Origin of the sequence: Brevibacterium sp. NPDC049920 (genome assembly GCF_040656435.1) — a bacterium.
Lineage (GTDB): Bacteria > Actinomycetota > Actinomycetes > Actinomycetales > Brevibacteriaceae > Brevibacterium > Brevibacterium pityocampae.
In genome coordinates this window covers 210,461-227,272 of record NZ_JBFAMF010000005.1, presented here as the reverse complement: position 1 = coordinate 227,272, position 16,812 = coordinate 210,461, and the positions used below count along the sequence as shown (strand labels likewise).

At 71.9% G+C, this 16,812-nt stretch carries 18 protein-coding genes; 13 read left to right on the top strand and 5 right to left on the bottom strand.

Annotated features, from left to right (window positions below):
* Positions 1-7 precede the first annotated feature (7 nt).
* Positions 8-835 (bottom strand): undecaprenyl-diphosphate phosphatase, encoded by an 828-nt coding sequence (locus AB0I45_RS06980; RefSeq protein WP_360317493.1) that lies wholly within the window; start codon positions 833-835, stop codon positions 8-10.
* A 108-nt stretch (positions 836-943) separates the two neighbouring features.
* On the opposite strand from AB0I45_RS06980, the gene AB0I45_RS06975 reads away from it, so the two are divergent.
* Positions 944-1,846, top strand: coding sequence for an aldo/keto reductase (locus tag AB0I45_RS06975; RefSeq protein ID WP_265809345.1), 903 nt, complete (start codon positions 944-946; stop codon positions 1,844-1,846).
* A gap of 39 nt (positions 1,847-1,885) precedes the next feature.
* Here AB0I45_RS06975 and AB0I45_RS06970 read toward each other — a convergent pair whose 3' ends face one another.
* Entirely contained in the window at positions 1,886-2,224 is a 339-nt protein-coding gene (locus tag AB0I45_RS06970) for a hypothetical protein (RefSeq protein ID WP_345031035.1), read from the bottom strand.
* A gap of 111 nt (positions 2,225-2,335) precedes the next feature.
* Between AB0I45_RS06970 and AB0I45_RS06965 the strand changes: the two genes are divergently transcribed.
* The 3 genes from AB0I45_RS06965 to mshC all read left to right on the top strand — a co-directional run bounded on the left by AB0I45_RS06965 (position 2,336) and on the right by mshC (position 5,016).
* Positions 2,336-2,902: a DUF3090 domain-containing protein gene (locus AB0I45_RS06965; RefSeq protein ID WP_137319704.1), complete on the top strand. Its 567-nt coding sequence runs from the start codon at positions 2,336-2,338 to the stop codon at positions 2,900-2,902.
* On the top strand, positions 2,902-3,717 hold the full coding sequence (locus AB0I45_RS06960; RefSeq protein WP_345031032.1) for an SCO1664 family protein: 816 nt from the start codon (positions 2,902-2,904) through the stop codon (positions 3,715-3,717). Before AB0I45_RS06965 ends, AB0I45_RS06960 begins: the two co-directional genes overlap by 1 nt.
* A 66-nt stretch (positions 3,718-3,783) precedes the next feature.
* Positions 3,784-5,016, top strand: coding sequence for a cysteine--1-D-myo-inosityl 2-amino-2-deoxy-alpha-D-glucopyranoside ligase (gene mshC / locus AB0I45_RS06955; RefSeq protein WP_345031030.1), 1,233 nt, complete (start codon positions 3,784-3,786; stop codon positions 5,014-5,016).
* A gap of 31 nt (positions 5,017-5,047) precedes the next feature.
* Here mshC and AB0I45_RS06950 read toward each other — a convergent pair whose 3' ends face one another.
* Positions 5,048-5,878, bottom strand: coding sequence for a PAC2 family protein (locus AB0I45_RS06950; protein ID WP_137319701.1), 831 nt, complete (start codon positions 5,876-5,878; stop codon positions 5,048-5,050).
* A gap of 25 nt (positions 5,879-5,903) precedes the next feature.
* Here AB0I45_RS06950 and AB0I45_RS06945 point away from each other — a divergent pair, with 25 nt between their 5' ends.
* Positions 5,904-6,572, top strand: coding sequence for an HAD family phosphatase (locus tag AB0I45_RS06945; RefSeq protein ID WP_295687267.1), 669 nt, complete (start codon positions 5,904-5,906; stop codon positions 6,570-6,572).
* Positions 6,573-6,588: 16 nt separating this feature from the next.
* Here AB0I45_RS06945 and AB0I45_RS06940 read toward each other — a convergent pair whose 3' ends face one another.
* The gene (locus AB0I45_RS06940; RefSeq protein ID WP_265809340.1) at positions 6,589-7,410 is read right to left on the bottom strand and encodes a PD-(D/E)XK nuclease family protein; all 822 of its coding nucleotides are present in this window, start codon (positions 7,408-7,410) and stop codon (positions 6,589-6,591) included.
* A gap of 69 nt (positions 7,411-7,479) precedes the next feature.
* On the opposite strand from AB0I45_RS06940, the gene AB0I45_RS06935 reads away from it, so the two are divergent.
* From AB0I45_RS06935 to arc, 3 genes are all read left to right on the top strand, one after another.
* Positions 7,480-8,667 (top strand): site-2 protease family protein, encoded by a 1,188-nt coding sequence (locus AB0I45_RS06935; RefSeq protein WP_345031021.1) that lies wholly within the window; start codon positions 7,480-7,482, stop codon positions 8,665-8,667.
* A gap of 68 nt (positions 8,668-8,735) precedes the next feature.
* Entirely contained in the window at positions 8,736-9,845 is a 1,110-nt protein-coding gene (locus AB0I45_RS06930; protein WP_345031019.1) for a tRNA (adenine-N1)-methyltransferase, read from the top strand.
* On the top strand, positions 9,842-11,515 hold the full coding sequence (gene arc / locus AB0I45_RS06925; RefSeq protein WP_137319696.1) for a proteasome ATPase: 1,674 nt from the start codon (positions 9,842-9,844) through the stop codon (positions 11,513-11,515). Before AB0I45_RS06930 ends, arc begins: the two co-directional genes overlap by 4 nt.
* Positions 11,516-11,545: 30 nt before the next feature.
* Here the strand turns inward: arc and AB0I45_RS06920 are convergent, their stop codons facing one another.
* Positions 11,546-11,923 (bottom strand): DUF3054 domain-containing protein, encoded by a 378-nt coding sequence (locus AB0I45_RS06920; protein WP_137319695.1) that lies wholly within the window; start codon positions 11,921-11,923, stop codon positions 11,546-11,548.
* Positions 11,924-12,027: 104 nt separating this feature from the next.
* Here AB0I45_RS06920 and dop point away from each other — a divergent pair, with 104 nt between their 5' ends.
* The 5 genes from dop to pafA are packed head-to-tail and all read left to right on the top strand — an operon-like array spanning position 12,028 to position 16,804.
* Positions 12,028-13,578 (top strand): depupylase/deamidase Dop, encoded by a 1,551-nt coding sequence (dop, locus tag AB0I45_RS06915; protein WP_345031016.1) that lies wholly within the window; start codon positions 12,028-12,030, stop codon positions 13,576-13,578.
* A gap of 1 nt (position 13,579) precedes the next feature.
* Positions 13,580-13,774 (top strand): ubiquitin-like protein Pup, encoded by a 195-nt coding sequence (locus AB0I45_RS06910; RefSeq protein WP_137319693.1) that lies wholly within the window; start codon positions 13,580-13,582, stop codon positions 13,772-13,774.
* Entirely contained in the window at positions 13,771-14,577 is an 807-nt protein-coding gene (gene prcB, locus AB0I45_RS06905; RefSeq protein ID WP_137319692.1) for a proteasome subunit beta, read from the top strand. The genes AB0I45_RS06910 and prcB overlap by 4 nt, the downstream gene beginning before the upstream one ends.
* A complete protein-coding gene (gene prcA, locus AB0I45_RS06900) occupies positions 14,574-15,335 on the top strand; it encodes a proteasome subunit alpha (RefSeq protein WP_137319691.1) in 762 nt (253 codons plus the stop codon). Before prcB ends, prcA begins: the two co-directional genes overlap by 4 nt.
* Positions 15,332-16,804, top strand: a complete 1,473-nt coding sequence (gene pafA, locus AB0I45_RS06895; RefSeq protein WP_295687282.1) for a Pup--protein ligase — start codon at positions 15,332-15,334, stop codon at positions 16,802-16,804. The genes prcA and pafA overlap by 4 nt, the downstream gene beginning before the upstream one ends.
* Positions 16,805-16,812: the final 8 nt, after the last annotated feature.

Genomic DNA, 16,812 nt, shown 5'->3' with positions numbered 1-16,812 from the left:
GCCGGAATCAGACCGCGGAGAGCACTCCGGTGCCGAGCAGCACGAACACGAAGAGGCCGAGCGCCACCCGGTACCAGACGAAGATCGCGAACGACTTCGTCTGGATGAACTTGAGGAACCCGACGATGACGACGTAGCCGACGACGAAGGACACGGCGGTCGCGAGGACCGTCGGACCCCAGCCGAGCACCATCGGCTCGCCCAGGCTCTTGACGAGCCCGTAGAACCCCGAGGCCATGACGGCCGGGACCGCGAGCAGGAACGAGTAGCGGGCGGCCGACTCGCGGGTGAATCCCATGAGCCGGCCGGCGATGATCGTGCCGCCGGAGCGCGACACGCCCGGGATGAGCGCCATCGCCTGGGCGAGGCCGTAGACGATGCCCTGCCCCCAGGTCATGTCCTCCAGGCCGCGCTCGCGGGAACCGACCCGGTCCGCGATGCCGAGGATGATGCCGAACACGATGAGCATCGCGCCGGTGATCCAGAGGTTGCGCAGCACGCTGTCGATCGCGTCCTGGAACGCGAGGCCGAGCACCCCGATCGGGATCGAGCCGAGGATGATGAGCCAGCCGAGGCGCGCCTGCGGGTCGCCCTTCTCCCGCCGTCCGACGAGCGAGGCGCACCAGGAGCGGATGATCCCGACGATGTCGCTCCAGAAGTAGACGAGGACCGCGGTCTCGGTGCCGATCTGCACGATCGCGGTGAAGAACGCCCCCGGGTCCTCGCCCGGCAGGAGGAACTCGCCGACGATCCGCAGGTGGGCCGACGAGGAGATCGGGAGGAACTCGGTGAGTCCCTGGACGACGCCGAGCACGGCAGCGATCAACCAGTCCATCAATGTCCTTCTTCGCAGGAGACGTCGCCCCGAGGGGCGACGAGGCGGCCTCACCTGCACGGGAGGCCCAGACCAGGGTAGTCCTCCGGTCGGGTAACCTCAATGAATATGCGCATCAACCGTGTGGGAACGTCAGGTCTCGAGGTCTCCGAGCTCGGTCTGGGGACTTTCGAATGGGGGCACCGCGTGAGCGCGGAGACCGCCCAGGAGCTCGTCGACGCCTACGCGGAGGCGGGCGGGACGGTGCTCGAGCTGCCGTCCTTCGCCTCCCCGGCCGCCGAGGTCGTGGGGAGCCTGAGTCTTCCCTCCGAGATCGCTCTCATCGCTCGTGTCGGGGTCGATGTCGACACCCGCGGCGCGCGCCTGTCGCTCGGCCGCCGCACGATCCTCACCCAGGTCGAATCGCTCCTCCGGCGGACCGGCCGCGATCGCCTCGATGTGCTCGTCCTCGAGGGCTTCGACGCCCAGGTGCCGCTCGCGGAGACCGCCTCGGCGCTCGATACCGTGCTGCGCAGCGGGGCGGTGGTCCACGTCGCGGCGGCCCACCACACCGGTTGGCAGCTCGCGGTGCTGCGCGCCGCCGGGATCCCCCTCGTCGCGGCCCTGTCCGAGCTCTCGCTCCTCGACCGCCGTGCCGAGAGCGAAGTGCTGCCGGCAGCGGAGTACCTGGGGATCGGCGTCATCGCCGGTTCCGCGCTCGGCCGCGGGATCCTGCCCGGCCGATACGCCACCGGGGTGCCGCGCGACTCGCGCGCCGCCGGTGCCGGACGCGAGTGGGTGACGGAGAAGCTCACCGCGGAGTCGGAGCAGGTCATGGCCGGGGTGACGAAGGCCGCCGCCGGGCTCGGGGTGTCGCCGCTCGATGTGGCGCTCGCCTGGAACCGGGCGCTGCCGGTGGCGTGCTCGCTCGTCGGTCCGCGCTCGGTCGCGCAGCTGCGCGAGATCCTCGACAGCGAGTTCGTGCTCGAGCCGGAGATCCGCGACGCGCTCGATCAGATCTCGGACCCCTGAGGCCGGCGGTGCGGCTCGCCGTGGAGTGACGCTGTGCGCTCAGCGCGCGGAGTCGTCGTCCTCGTCGTCGAAGTCATCATCATCATCATCGTCATCGTCATCGTCGAAGTCGTCGTCCTCGAGATCGTCGTCCTCGTCGTCATCGTCCTCGTCGTCATCGTCCTTGGCGTCCTCGACGTCGTCGAAGAGCTCGAACGGGGTGACCTCGTCGAACGCGGTGTAGAGCGCGTCCTCGTAGAGCTCGAACGCGTCGGCGAGCGCCATGTAGCTCGCCTCCACCCGCGGGTCGGTGTCGGAGGTGCGGTGCGCGGCTGCCGCGTAGTGCTCGCGAACAGCGGAGAGGAAGTCTTCGAGTGCCACGTGCGGTTCAAGGCTCATGCCCCAAATGTACCCCCACCCGGCGCACCGGCGTAACCCTTCCGGGTCGCGGTCCGTCCGGGCGTCATCCCATGTGAAGCGGTGCGGGAGGCCGTGTCATAGGCTGGGGGCATGGCTGCGCAGGTATTCGATCATCCCGCCCCGGACAGGTTCGTCGTCGGGACCGTCGGGCTGCCCGGCGAGCGGACCTTCTTCCTCCAGGCCCGGACCGATCAGCGGGTGACCACCGTGACGCTCGAGAAGGAGCAGGTGGAGATGCTCGGGGAGCGGATGAACGAACTCCTCGACCTCGTCCGCTCGAAGTCCTCGGATCCCCAGTCGATCCCGCTCGCACCGCGCGAGGAGCTCATCGACAACGCCGGTCTCAGCGTGCCGGTCGAATCGGAGTTCCGGGTCGGCACGATGAGCCTGGGCTGGGACACCGTCGCCGAGCACATGGTCGTCGAGTGCTTCGAGTTCACCCGCACCGACGCCGAATCCGGGACGAGCGCCGAGCCCGACGACGAGTCCGAGGACCGCGATCGGCTGCGCGTGGTGCTCAGCGCGGCCCGCGCCCGCGAGTTCTCCCGCCGCGCCGACCAGGTCGTCAACGCCGGTCGGCAGGACTGCCCCTTCTGCTCTCTGCCCCTCGACCCCGAGGGCCACATCTGCCCGCGGGCCAACGGGGTCGCCCGCTGATGTCCTCGGCACAGGCGGTGCGCGACCTCCTGCTCTCCGGTGCGATCGAGCAGCTCGGCCGCATCCCCGGTGCCTCGAACGACACCCGCCTCGTCACCGTCGCGGACGGCGACGCGGTGCTGCGTGCGGTGTACAAGCCGACAGCGGGGGAGCGACCGCTCCACGACTTCCCGCTCGGCTCGCTCGCCGGGCGCGAGGTCGCCTGCTCCGTCCTCGCCGCGCACTGCCCGTTCGTCGAGGTCCCGCCGACCGTGCTCCGGGAGGACCTCCCGTCCGGCCCCGGCTCGCTCCAGGCCTACGTCGAGTCCGCCGGCGATCCCGAGGACCTCGTCACGGTGTTCGCCCCGGACGCCGTGCCCGCCGGCTGGGCCCCGGTCCTCCGCGCCGTCACCGCCGAGGACGAGGAGGTCGTCGTCGCCCACGGGCTGACCCCGGCCCTGCGCGGGCTCGCGCTCTTCGACGTCATCACGAACAACGCCGACCGCAAGGCCTCCCACGCGCTCCACGGCCACTACCATCCCGCTCCCGGCGTGGAGCCGCTGCTGTTCGGGATCGACAACGGGCTGTCCTTCCACGTCCGGCCCAAGCTCCGCACGATCCTCTGGGGCTTCGCCGAGGAGCCGCTGACCGCGGGGGAGCGGGATGCGCTCGGCGCCCTGCTCGCAGCGCAGGACGAGCTCGCCGCCGCTCTCGCCCCGGTCATCGCCGCGGCGGAGATCGATGCGCTGTTCGAGCGGATCGCGGGCCTGCTCGTGCACGGCCGGATGCCGGGGGTGCCGCACACCCGCACCCCGATCCCGTGGCCGCCGCTCTGAGTCCGCGCGGCGCTCTGCGCGCACCCGGCTTTGCCCGGTCTCGACCGGGCTGTCTATGGTTGAGTGGTGAAAACCTGGTCAGCACCCGCAATCCCTGAGATCGGCACCGTCGGCGACGCCCCCGTGGTCTTCTGCACCTCGGCCCGCGGCCCCGTGTCCTCGCCCCGGAAGCAGGCCGAGGCCCGCCTCTACGTCTGCGGGATCACCCCGTACGATGCGACGCACCTCGGACACGCCGCGACCTACGTCGCCTTCGACGTGCTCGTGCGAGTGTGGCGCGACGCCGGGATCGCCGTGAACTACGTGCAGAACACCACCGACGTCGACGATCCGCTCCTCGAGCGCGCCACAGCGACCGGGGTGGACTGGCAGGAGCTCGCCCGCGAGCAGACCGAGCTCTACTTCGCCGACATGGAGGCGCTGCGGGTGATCCCGCCGGACTCCTACATCGGAGCCGTCGAATCCGTCGACCGGATCGCCGCGGCCGTGCAGCGGCTGCTCGACTCCGGCGCGGCCTACCAGCTCGACAGCGGCGACGTCTACTACCGGATCGCGACCGCGGTCCAGCCGCCCTTCGGCACGATCTCCGGCTACGACCGCCCCACCATGCTCGAACTCTTCGCCGAGCGCGGTGGCGACCCGGACACGCCGGGCAAGGAGGATCCGCTCGATGCACTCCTGTGGCGCGCCCGGCGCGACGGCGAGCCGAGCTGGGACGGCGGCGACCTGGGACCGGGTCGACCCGGCTGGCACATCGAGTGCGCCGTCATCGCCGAGGAGTACGTCGGCCTGCCGCTCAGCGTGCAGGGCGGCGGCAGCGACCTGATCTTCCCGCACCACGAGATGGGTGCCGCCCACGCCTCGGCGCTCACCGGCACGGAGCTCGCGCGCACGTACATGCACACCGGCATGGTGGGGCTCGACGGCGAGAAGATGAGCAAGTCGAAGGGCAACCTCGTGTTCGTGTCCGCGCTGCGGGCCGAGGGCGTGGACCCGATGGCGATCCGGCTCGTGCTCCTCGCCCACCACTACCGCAGCGATTGGATGTACGAGGACGCGCACCTCGCCGGGGCCGCCCGTCGCCTCGAGGCATGGCGGGAGGCCGCCGGCCGCGCCTCCGGGATCCCCGCGGCCGAGGTCATCGCCAACCTCCGCCAGGAGCTCACCGACGACCTCGACTGCCCGGCAGCGCTGTCCGTCGTCGACGACTGGGCCGCCGCCGCGGGCAGCGGACCGGCCGACGAGGACACCGCGCGCATCCGGGACGCGATCGACGCCCTGCTCGGCGTCGTCCTCTGAGCCCTGCCCGGCCCGCCGGCGCGGGTTCTGCTCAGTCCTCGCGCCGACGCCGGTCGAGGTAGCGCTCGAACTCCCGCGCGATCGCCTCGCCCGAGGCCTGGGGGAGCTCGGTGGCGTCTGTCATCCCCTCGATCCGGGCGACGTGCTCGGCGAGGTCCTCGTCGCTGTCGACGAGCGCGTCCGTGCCGGTCTCCCACGCCCGGGCCTCGTCGACGAGCTCGTGCTGGTCGACGACGAGCCCGGTGAGGTCCTCGAACGCGCCGAGCATCGCGAGGACCGCCTTGGGCGATGGGCTCGAGGCGGCGTACGCCGGCACCGCGACCCACTGCGAGACGGTCGGCAGGCCCGCTTCCGCGAGCGTCGTCGCGAGCACTCCGAGGATCCCGACGGGCCCGGTGTACTCGCTGCGCTCGATCTCCGGCTCGGCGGCCAGCTCGGGATCCTCCGCGGTCGTCGACACCGGCAGCGGCCGCGTGTGCGTGACGTCGGCGAGGAGCGAACCGAGGAGCACCACCCGGTCGCCCTCGGTCAGCCGTTCCCGGACCCGGCCGATGTACTCCTGCCAGCGATAGGACGGCTCGGTGCCGATGATCACCTCGATCTCCAGACCGGTGCCCGGCACCGTGCCGGTGTGGGTGGTGCAGCCGGGCCACTCGATGTGCGGGCCGTCGGCATCGCGGGTGAGCACGGGGCGGATGAATGTCATGTCGAAGTAGTCGTCGCCGGAGAACAGGGTGCGCCCCTGGAGTCCCCAGACCGCGACGAGGTGGCGCGCGGTGTCGACGGCGGCCTCCCCGGCGTCGTTCCAGCCCTCGAAGGCGATGACGACGAGCCGGCCCGGGCCGGATGGCAGAAAACTCATGGATCCAGATTACGCTGGTGCGCATATGGACACCTTCGCTGCGGTCCTCTGGGACATGGACGGGACCCTCGTCGACACCGAACCGTACTGGATGAGGGCGGAGACCGACCTCATGCACGCCCACGGCCTGAACTGGGACGAGGAGAAGGGCCTCCTCATGGTCGGCAACGACCTGCTGACCTCGGCCCGGATCCTCGTCGACCACGGCCTGCCGCTGCCGCCGGAGGAGATCGTCGAGATCCTCCTCGACGCGGTGATCGAGCAGGTGGCCGAGCACGTGCCGTTCCGCCCCGGGGCCCGCGAGCTCCTCGACGCGCTCCATGCCGCCGACATCCCGTGCGCGCTCGTCACGATGTCGTACCGGCGGCTCGCCGAGGCCGTCGTCGCGGCCTGCCCGCCGGGCAGCTTCCGCGCACTCGTCACCGGCGACGAGGTGCCCGCCGGCAAGCCCGATCCCGCCCCCTACGTGCTCGGCGCCGAGGCGCTCGGCCTGGCTCCGGAGGACTGTGTCGCGCTCGAGGACTCGATCCCCGGGCTGACGAGCGCAGAGGCCGCCGGCACGCTCGCGCTCGGCGTCCCCCACCTCGTCCCCATCCCGGAGGCCCCGGGACGGGTGCTCCTGCCCGGGCTCTCCGGGATCGGCCCGGTCGAGCTGCGGGAGATCGCCGGGAGGATGCGCTCCGGGCGCATCTGAGCCCCCGCGACCCGGATCAGCTCAGCAGGTCCGTCCCTGCGATCGCGGTGATCGGCGGGGGCTCCGGCGGGGTGTTGCCCCAGGCCGGGCACAGCGGCTTGAAGTGGCACCACCCGCACAGCGGCGACTTCCGTGCCCGCCACCGGCCCGAGCGGGCGCTGGCGGTGATGTCGTCCCAGATGCCGAGCACCTCCGCCTCGGTGCGCTCGACGTCGGCGAGCGTCGGGTGGAAGCTCTTGATCGAGCGGCTGCCGAGGTACATGAGCTGCAGGGTGTGGACGAGGACCCCGTCCATGCGATGCCGCAGGAGTGCGTAGAAGCGCATCTGGAACTCCGCCTCGCGCCCGTACTGCGGCTTGGGCTGCTTGCCGGTCTTGTAGTCGACGAGCCGCACCTGCCCGCCCGGGGCGACGTCGACCCGGTCGATGAAGCCGCGCAGCACGAGTCCGCTGTCGAGGGTGACGGAGACGAACCGCTCCCGCTCCGCCGGTTCGAGCCGGTCGGGCAGTTCGAGCCCGAAGTACGCCCGCAGCAGCTCGGTGCTCTCCCGGAACAGGACGTCGACGGCCTGCTCGTCCGGGTACATCGCGGCGACCTCCGGGTCCTTCGCCGCGAGTGCGGCGTACCGGCCGGGCAGCAGACCGGCCGCGGTGTCGAGCGTGCGCTCGGCGGCCGGTGCATCGAAGAGCTGCTCGAGGACCGCGTGGACGAGGGTGCCCTTGAACGCGGCCGGCGAAGGCGGCTCCGGCAGCCGGTCGACGGTGCGGAACCGGAACTTGAGGGGGCACTGCACGAAATCGTTCGCCCGGGACGGGGAGAGTGCTGCGAGTTCGACCATGCCTGCACTCTACCGAGGGGTGCGGACACGGCACCCGGCACCGGCCTCACGCCCGTTAGGATGGACCCCATGTCGGACACCACCTCAGCGCGTCGCGCGCCCGGAGCGTCGCGCGGCCTGCACCTCGGGCGCGTCCTCGGCGCACCGGTGCTGCTCGCCTGGTCGTGGTTCCTCGCCGCCGTCGTCATCACCGTGCTGTTCCGGCCGTGGCTCGCCTCCGTCCGCCCCGACCTCGGCTGGGGCACGTGGCTGGTCGCCTTCGCCTACGCCGTGCTCCTGTTCGGCTCGGTGTTCCTCCACGAGCTCGCCCACGCGGTGGCCGGTCGCGCATCCGGGCAGCGGGTCGCGGCGATCGAGCTCAACGTGTGGGGCGGCCTCACCCGCTTCGAGCCGCGGATCGAGGAGGACTCCGTCCGCGCGGCGACGACGAGCTTCGTCATCTCCATCGTCGGCCCCGTGGTCAACCTCGTGCTCGCCGGGATCGGCTGGGGAGCGGTGCAGTTCACCGAGGTCTGGTCGGTGCCCTGGCTGCTCCTCATGGCGCTGACCTTCGCCAACCTCGCCCTCGGCGTCATCAACCTGCTGCCCGGCATCCCGCTCGACGGCGGCTGGGCGCTCCAGGCGCTCCTCTGGCGCGCCACCCGCAGCCAGTACCGCGGCACCATCGTCGCGAGCTGGGTCGGCCGCCTCATCGCCGTGGCTTTCGTCGCCTGGTCGCTGCTCACCCCGCTGCTCGCCGGGCGCCGCCCCGACCTCGTCACCGTGCTGTGGATGAGTGCGATCGCGATCATGCTCTGGGTCTCCGCCGGGGACGCCGCCACCCACGCCAAGCGCGCCCGGCGGATGGAGACCTACGACCTCTCCCGTGTGATCCAGCCGGCGATCGCGGCGACCGGGGACGCCGACGTCGAGCAGACGCTGGCCTTCGCCGACCGTGCCCTCACCGGTTCGGGACCCGGTGCCGCGCGCCCGGTCCCGCTCATCGTGGTCCTCGACGAGACCGGGCTGCCGTTCGGTCTGCTCGATCGGCACGCGGCCTCGCAGGTCATCGCCGCGCCCGGTCCGCCCGCCCAGGTCAGGGACTTCGTGAGGCCCTTCGGCGCGTGGATCGGGGTGCCCCGCGACATCACCGCGCCCCACCTCCTCGAATCGCTCACCCACCGGCCCAAGGCCGAGTTCTGCCTCGTCATGGACGGCAGCACGCTCACCGGGGTGATCGATCTCCAGGAGTTCTTCGACGAGCTCCTCGCGGACTGATCCGCCGGGGTGTCCGGTCCTCGACCCGCCCGCGCGCCCGTGCCGGGCGGACGACTAGAGTGGAGCCGATGACTTCCACCGATGACCCCAGCGGCCCCGTCCGCACCGACCCCGCGTCGACCGGCGCGGCCGCCCGCCGCGGCCCGCTGCGCATCGGCGACAAGGTGCAGCTCACCGACCCCAAGGGCCGCCTGCACACGATCGCGCTCGAGCCGGGTCGGCAGTTCCACACCCACAAGGGCTCCATCGACCACGACGAGCTCATCGGCGGCGCCGAAGGCACGATCGTCCACACCACCGGCGGCGTGCCCTACCAGGTGCTCCGCCCGCTGCTCGAGGACTTCGTGATGTCGATGCCGCGCGGTGCCGCCGTCGTCTATCCCAAGGACGCCGCCCTCATCGTCACCCTCGGCGACGTCTTCCCCGGGGCCACCGTCGTCGAGGCCGGGGTCGGCTCCGGCGCCCTCACCCTCTCCCTCCTGCGCGCCGTCGGGGACGCCGGGCGCGTCCACTCCTTCGAGCGCCGCGGGGAGTTCGCGCAGATCGCCGCGGGCAACATCGAGGACTTCTACGACGGCCCGCACCCCGCGTGGCGGCTCACCATCGGCGACCTCGCCGAGGAGCTGCCCGCGCAGTTCGCACCCGGCACCGTCGACCGCGTCGTCCTCGACATGCTCGCCCCCTGGGAGTGCCTGCCCGCGGTCACCGCCGCGCTGGCCCCCGGGGGCGTGCTCGCCTGCTACGTCGCCACCGTCCCGCAGCTCTCCCGCACCGCGGAGGCGCTCCGCGAGTCCGGGGACTGGACCGAGCCCCGCGCGATGGAATCGATGCTCCGCGACTGGCACCTCGAGGGCCTCGCGGTGCGCCCCGAGCACCGGATGATCGCCCACACCGGTTTCCTCCTGTTCGCCCGCCGCCTGTCCGCCGGCACGAGTCCGCTCGAGCGCCGCCGCCGCCCGCAGGGCAGCGAGCCGAGCGCGGAGGACCGGGCGGCCTGGGAGGACGGCGAGATCACCGCCCAGGCGATCGGCACCCGCGAGGCGACCGGCAAGAAGCTGCGCCGCGTCATGCGCGAGGCCGGCTCCCGCAGCCGCATCGCCGAGCGCACCCGGCCACCCGGGGCCGCCCCGGGCGCCGGCACCCCCAGCATCGACCGCACACCGGAGGAGGACACATGACGGAGGACCACCGGACCGCCGAGCTCAGCGCGGTGCGCAAGGACGCCGCCCAGCTGCGCCAGCAGCTGTTCAACGCCTCGAAGCGCAACGACGCCCTGTCCCGCACCCTCAAGACGGCGCGGGAGGAGCTCGTGCGGATCCGCACCGAGGCCGAGCGCCTGTCCGAGCCGCCGAACTCCTTCGGCACGGTGCTCGCCGTCGTCGACGGCCCCGCGGACACCCGCGCGCTCGACGTGCTCGTCTCCGGCCGTCGGATGCGCGTCGCGATCACCCCCGACCTCGACGTCTCCACCCTCGTCCCCGGCGCCGACGTCCGGCTGTCCGAGGGCCTCGTCGCCCTCGAAGCGGTGGGCTTCGCCGACGCCGGCACCGTCGTGCCGGTGCGCGAGGTGCTGCCCGACGGACGGATCCTCATCGGGGCGCCGGGCGACGACGAGCAGATCCACCGCCTGTCCGGACCGCTGCGCTCCGAGGGCGTGCGCCCGGGCGACGCGGTGCTCGTCGACACCCGCACCCACTTCGCACTCGAGAAGGTCGAGAAGCCCGAGGTGGCGTCACTCCTGCTCGAGACCGTGCCGGACATCTCCTACAACGACATCGGCGGCCTCGAGGACCAGATCGACATGATCCAGGACGCCGTCGAACTGCCCTTCGAGCACCCCGACCTCTACACCGAGCACGGGCTCAAGCCGCCCAAGGGCATCCTCCTCTACGGCCCGCCCGGCTGCGGCAAGACGCTCATCGCGAAGGCTGTGGCGAACTCGCTGGCCCAGCGCCGCGCGGGGGAGGGGACCCGGTCCTACTTCCTCAACATCAAGGGCCCGGAGCTGCTCGACAAGTACGTCGGCGAGACCGAGCGTCAGCTCCGTCTGATCTTCTCCCGCGCCCGGGAGAAGGCGACCGCCGGTTCGCCCGTCGTCGTGTTCTTCGACGAGATGGAGTCGCTGTTCCGCACCCGCGGCACCGGCAAGTCCTCCGACGTGGAGACGACGATCGTGCCCCAGCTGCTGAGCGAGATCGACGGCGTCGAGCGGCTCGACAACGTCATCGTCATCGGTGCGTCGAACCGTGAGGACCTCATCGATCCGGCGATCCTGCGGCCCGGCCGGCTCGACGTCAAGATCCGGATCGAGCGGCCCGACGAGCAGGCCGCCGCCGACATCTTCTCGAAGTACCTCACCGCCGATCTGCCGCTCCACGCCAGCGTCCTCGAGTCCGCCGGGGGCTCGCGCGCCCAGGCGGTCGAGCAGCTCATCACCGCGTGCGTCGAGCGGATGTACGCGCGCACCGCGCGCAACGCCTTCGTCGAGGTCACCTACGCGACAGGCCAGAAGGAGCTGCTCCACTTCGCGGACTTCGCCTCCGGGGCGATGATCTCCAACGTCGTCGACCGTGCCAAGAAGCATGCGATCAAGTCCCTGCTCGCCGACGGGGAGCGCGGCCTGACCTGGGAGCACTTCGAGCGTGCGATCGGCGAGGAGTTCTCCGAGCACGAGGACCTGCCGAATACGACGAACCCGGACGAGTGGGCGCGGATCAGCGGGAAGAAGGGTGAGCGCATCACCCACCTGCGGATGGTCCAGCACGAGTTCTCCGGTGCGCCGCTGGGCACGACGCCGCCCGGCGGCGGAGACGTCGTCACCGTCGAGGGCGACTCCGGCCTCGTGTGAGGCCGGGCCACCGCGTCCGGAGCCCGGGCCTCAGCGCCCGGAGCGTCCGGCGACGGCGGTGGCGATGAGCCGCCAGCCGACGAGCGTGACGAGGTTGAGCGAGGCGGCGACGACGACGAACGGCCCGGCCGTGCCCTCACCGGTGAGCGCGCGCACGACGAGTCCGAGGAGCACCGTCGTCGCCCACACGCCCACCCCGGTGCGCAGCGGCGCCAGCGGCGCCGCCCACACGGCGTTGAGCAGCCAGGCGGCGAGCAGCCCGAGCACGAACGGCCAGGCGGTGCCGATGATCCCGTCGACGTCGAGGTTCTGCGCGTGCGTGTAGTAGCCGACGATGGTGAACAGCACCACGAGCACGAGGTCGACGACGAGGGCGATGAGCAGGTGTGATTTCTTCTTCGCGGCCACACGAGCAGTGTAATGGGCGCGGGGGTGCGCGCACGTCCTAGAGTGGGGAGCGGACAGGCACCGGCCGCACCCGCACGCCGGATCCGAGGAGAGGAGATGACGACATGCTCAGGGTCGAGAGGATCATGGGGGCGGAGACCGAGTTCGGGATCTCCCAGCCCGGCAACCCGCACGCCAACCCGATGCGGGACTCCGCGCGCGTCGTCGACGCCTACGCGGGACCGCGCGGGCTCAAGTCGAGCCAGAGCTTCTGGGACTTCGAGACCGAATCGCCGCTCGCCGATGCCCGCGGCTTCCTCATGAACGTCGCCGACGCCCACTCCTCGCAGCTCACCCACCTGCCGCAGGCCGAGCCCGAGGCGCAGTACCTCGCCAATGTCATCCTCCCCAACGGGGCGCGCCTCTACGTCGACCACGCCCACCCGGAGTACTCCTCCCCGGAGACCCTGACACCGCGCGACGTCGTGCGCTGGGACCGCGCCGGGGACCTCGTCGCGCTCGCGGCCGTCGAATCGCTGGCCGCCGGGCCCGAGCCGGTCAACCTCTACAAGAACAACACCGACTCCAAGGGCTCCTCCTACGGCGCCCACGAGAACTACCTCGTCGATCGCGCCGTGCCCTTCGACGACATCGTCACCGGCATCACCCCGTTCTTCGTCACCCGCCAGATCCTCTGCGGCGCGGGCCGCGTGGGGATCGGCGTGCACGGCGACACGCCCGGCTACCAGATCTCCTCCCGCGCGGACTTCTTCGAGGCCGAGGTCGGACTCGAGACCACGCTGCGCCGCCCCATCGTCAACACCCGCGACGAGCCCCATGCCGACCCCACCCTCTACCGGCGCCTCCACGTCATCCTCGGCGACGCCACCCTCGCGGAGCCCGCGACCCTCGTGCGCTTCGGGACCACCTCGCTCGTCCTCGGCCTCATCGAGTCCGGCGCGGTGCCGCACCTCGAGCTCGCCGACCCGCTCGACTCGCTGTGGACGGTGTCCCACGACCTCACCCTGTCCACCCGCCTGCCCCTGGCCGACGGCTCGGCCCTCACCGCGCTCGAGATCCAGCGGATCTACCTCGATGCCGCGCGGACCGCCGCCGGGCCGGACCCGGATCCGGACACCGCCGAGGTCCTCGCGGAGTGGGAGCGGTTCCTCGACGCGCTCGCCCGCGACCCCTTCGAACTCTCCGACAGCATCGACTGGGTCGCGAAGCTCGCGATGCTCGAGCAGTACCGGACGCGGGAGAACCTGCCCTGGGACCACCCGAAGCTCGCCCTCATCGACGTCCAGTACCACGACGTCCGGCCGTCGAAGGGGCTGTTCCACCGGCTCGAATCGGCCGGCCGGATCACCCGCCTCACCACCGCCGAGGAGGTCGCCGCCGCCCTCGACACGCCGCCGGAGGACACCCGCGCCTGGCTCCGCGGCCGCGTGGTGGCACGCTTCACCGCCGAGCTCGTGTCCGCGAGCTGGGACTCGCTCATCCTGTCGACCGGCGGCGAGGCGCTCGTCCGCCTGCCGCTGCGCTACCCGCTCAAGGGCACGCGCGCGCTCGTCGGGGCCGCGATCGAGGAGGCGGAGTCGCCGGCGGCGCTGCTCGCCGCCCTCGGAGTCACTAGACTCGGGGGAACAGCCCACCGAGACAGCAGCGAGGTATGAGATGAGCAGCGGCCAGGAGCAGATCCGCACCACCCGCAAGGACGACGTCGAGCCGGTCGACGCACCCGTCGCCGCGCAGGCGCAGACCCAGGTGAATACCGAGGCGGTCGACTCGATCCTCGACGACATCGACAGCGTGCTGGAGTCGAACGCCGAGGAGTTCGTCCGCAACTTCGTCCAGAAGGGCGGCCAGTGACTCCCGGCTTCGACCCCGCCTACCTGAGCTCGACGACCAACTCGTTCATCGCCTTCGCCCGGGCGACCGCCCCCGAGGTGCTGCCGTTCGGCGAGAGCGGTGCGCAGCTCCCCGCCCCGCAGGTGCCCGAGGGCACGACGATCGTGTCGTTCAAGACCGCCACCGGGGTGCTCATGGCCGGCGACCGGCGCGCGACGATCGGCAACGTCATCGCCAGCCACACCATCGAGAAGGTCCACGCCGCGGATTCGACCTCCGTCATCGGCATCGCCGGCACCGCCGGGCTCGCCCTCGAGCTCATCCGGCTGTTCCAGCTCGAGCTCGAGCACTACGAGAAGATCGAGGGCACCCCGCTCTCGCTCGTCGGCAAGGCCAACCGGCTCGCCTCGATGCTGCGCGCCAACCTCGGCCTCGCGATGCAGGGCCTCGCGGTGGTGCCGCTGTTCGCCGGCGTGGAGCCCGGCGCCGACCACGGGCGGATCTTCAGCTTCGACGTCACCGGCGGGAAGTACGAAGAGGTCAACTTCCACTCGATCGGATCCGGCTCCGGGTTCGCCCGGGGGGCGCTGAAGAAGCTGTGGAGCCCCGATCTCGACTCGCCGGCGGCGATCCGGGTCGCCGTCGAGGCGCTCATCGACGCCGCCGACGACGACTCCGCCACCGGGGGACCGGACTTCATGCGCCAGGTCGCCCCCGTCGTCCACCTCGTCGACGCCGCGGGCACCCGGCAGGTGCCGCAGTCGGAGGTCCTCGACATCGCCACCGCCGTGGTGGCCACCCGCGCGGAAGGAGAGCGCGCATGAGCCAGCCGTTCTACGTCTCACCCGAGCAGCTGATGAAGGACCGGGCGGAATTCGCCCGGAAGGGGATCGCGCGCGGCCGCTCGGTCGTCGTGCTCCGCTACGACGAGGGCATCGTCCTCATCGCCGAGAACCCGTCCTCGACGCTCCACAAGATCGCCGAGATCTACGATCGGATCGGCTTCGCGGCCGTCGGCAAGTACAACGAGTTCGAGACCCTGCGGCAGGCCGGGGTGCGCTACGCCGACCTCCGCGGCTATTCCTACGACCGGGCCGATGTCACCGCGCGCGGCCTCACCAACGCCTACGCGCAGACCCTCGCCGGCGTCTTCACCACCGAGTCGAAGCCCTTCGAGGTCGAGATCGTCGTCGCCGAGCTCGGCGTCACCGCCGCCGGGGACCGCCTCTACCGGCTGTCCTACGACGGCTCCGTGGCCGACGAGAACGAGCACGTGGCGATCGGCGGCCAGGCCGACGCGATCTCCACCCAGCTCTCCGGCGTCCACACCGCCGACCGGCCGCTGCCCGCGGTGTTCGCGCTCGGCGTGCGCGCCCTGTCGCCCGCCGACGGGGCGCCGATCCCCGTCACGAGCATCGAGGCCGCCGTCCTCGACCGGACGACCGGCAGCCACCGCACCTTCCGCCGCCTCGACGACACCGCGATGGCCGAGCTGCTCGCCCTCGCCGCGGGCACCGACGCGCAGCCGGGCACCGACGCGCAGCCGGGGAGCACGCAGCCACCGGCGGAGGACGCACAGTGAAGCGGATCTTCGGCCTCGAGACCGAGTACGGCATCGCGTTCACCCAGGGCGAGGGGAGGCGCCTCGGGCCCGAGGAGATCGCCCGCTACCTGTTCCGACCGGTCGTCGAGTGGGGCCGGTCCTCCAACGTGTTCCTCCCCAACGGCGCCCGCCTCTACCTCGACGTCGGCTCCCACCCGGAGTACGCGACCGCCGAGTGCGACGTGCTGCCCGATCTCCTCGCGCAGGACGCCGCCGGGGACGCGATCATGGTCGATCTCCTCGCCCGCGCCCAGGCCGCGATGGCCGCCGACGGGGTGGACGGCACCGCCCACCTGGTGAAGAACAACACCGACTCCGCAGGGAACTCCTACGGCAGCCACGAGAACCTCCTCGTGCGCCGCTCGATGGACTTCACCCACCTCACCTCGGTGCTCCTGCCCTTCCTCGTCACCCGGCAGCTCATGGTCGGCGCCGGGGCGGTGATCCCGCGTGCGGTCGCCACCGACCTCCGGCCGGCCGACTCCAACCGCGCCGCCCCGCACAGCCCGCACACCGCTCCCACCGATCCGGGCAGGGACCTCGTCTACGGGCTGTCGGCCCGCTCCGACGTCATGTGGGAGGGCGTGTCCTCGGCCACCACCCGCTCCCGGCCGATCATCAACGCCCGCGACGAGCCCCATGCCGACGCGGAGAAGTACCGCCGTCTCCACGTCATCGTCGGCGACTCCTCGATGACGCAGACGACGACGGAGCTCAAGGTCGGCTCCGCCGCGCTCGTCCTCGACCTCATCGAGTCCGGCGCCCCGATCCGCGACCTCAGCCTCCGCAACCCGATCCGCGACATCCGGCACGTCGCCCGCGACCTCACCGGCCGACACGTCCTCGAGCTCGTGTCGGGGGAGCGCCTCACCGTGCTCGAGCTGCTCTCGATCTACCTCGAGCGGGCCCGCGCGCTCGTGGCCGCCGGCGACCACAGCCTCGGCTCCGACGCGTCCGCCGCGCGGGTCATCGACCTGTGGACGCGGATCCTCGCCGCCGTGGAGAGCGGGGACTTCACCGGCGTCGACACGGAGATCGACTGGGTCATCAAGCGCGGCCTCGTGCAGCGCTACCTGCAGCGCTCCGAGGCCGGGCTCGCCGACCCGCGGATCGCGCGCCTCGACTTCGCCTTCCACGACCTCACCCCGGGGTCCGGCATGCTCGCCCGCCTCGAGGCCGCGGGGCTCGCCGCCCGTGTGGTCCCCGAGGACACGGTGCGCGCCGCCGTCGACGCCCCGCCGGCCACGACGCGCGCGGCGATCCGCGGCCGGTTCGTGCGCGCGGCGCACGCGGCCTGCCGCGACTTCACCGTCGACTGGGTGCATCTGCGGCTCAACGACCAGCTCCAGCGCGCCGTCGTCCTCAAGGACCCGTTCGCGGCATCGAACGACTCCGCCGACGCACTCATCGCGGGGCTGGGGGAGGCTCCGGGCGAGCACTCAGTGTGAGCCGCTAG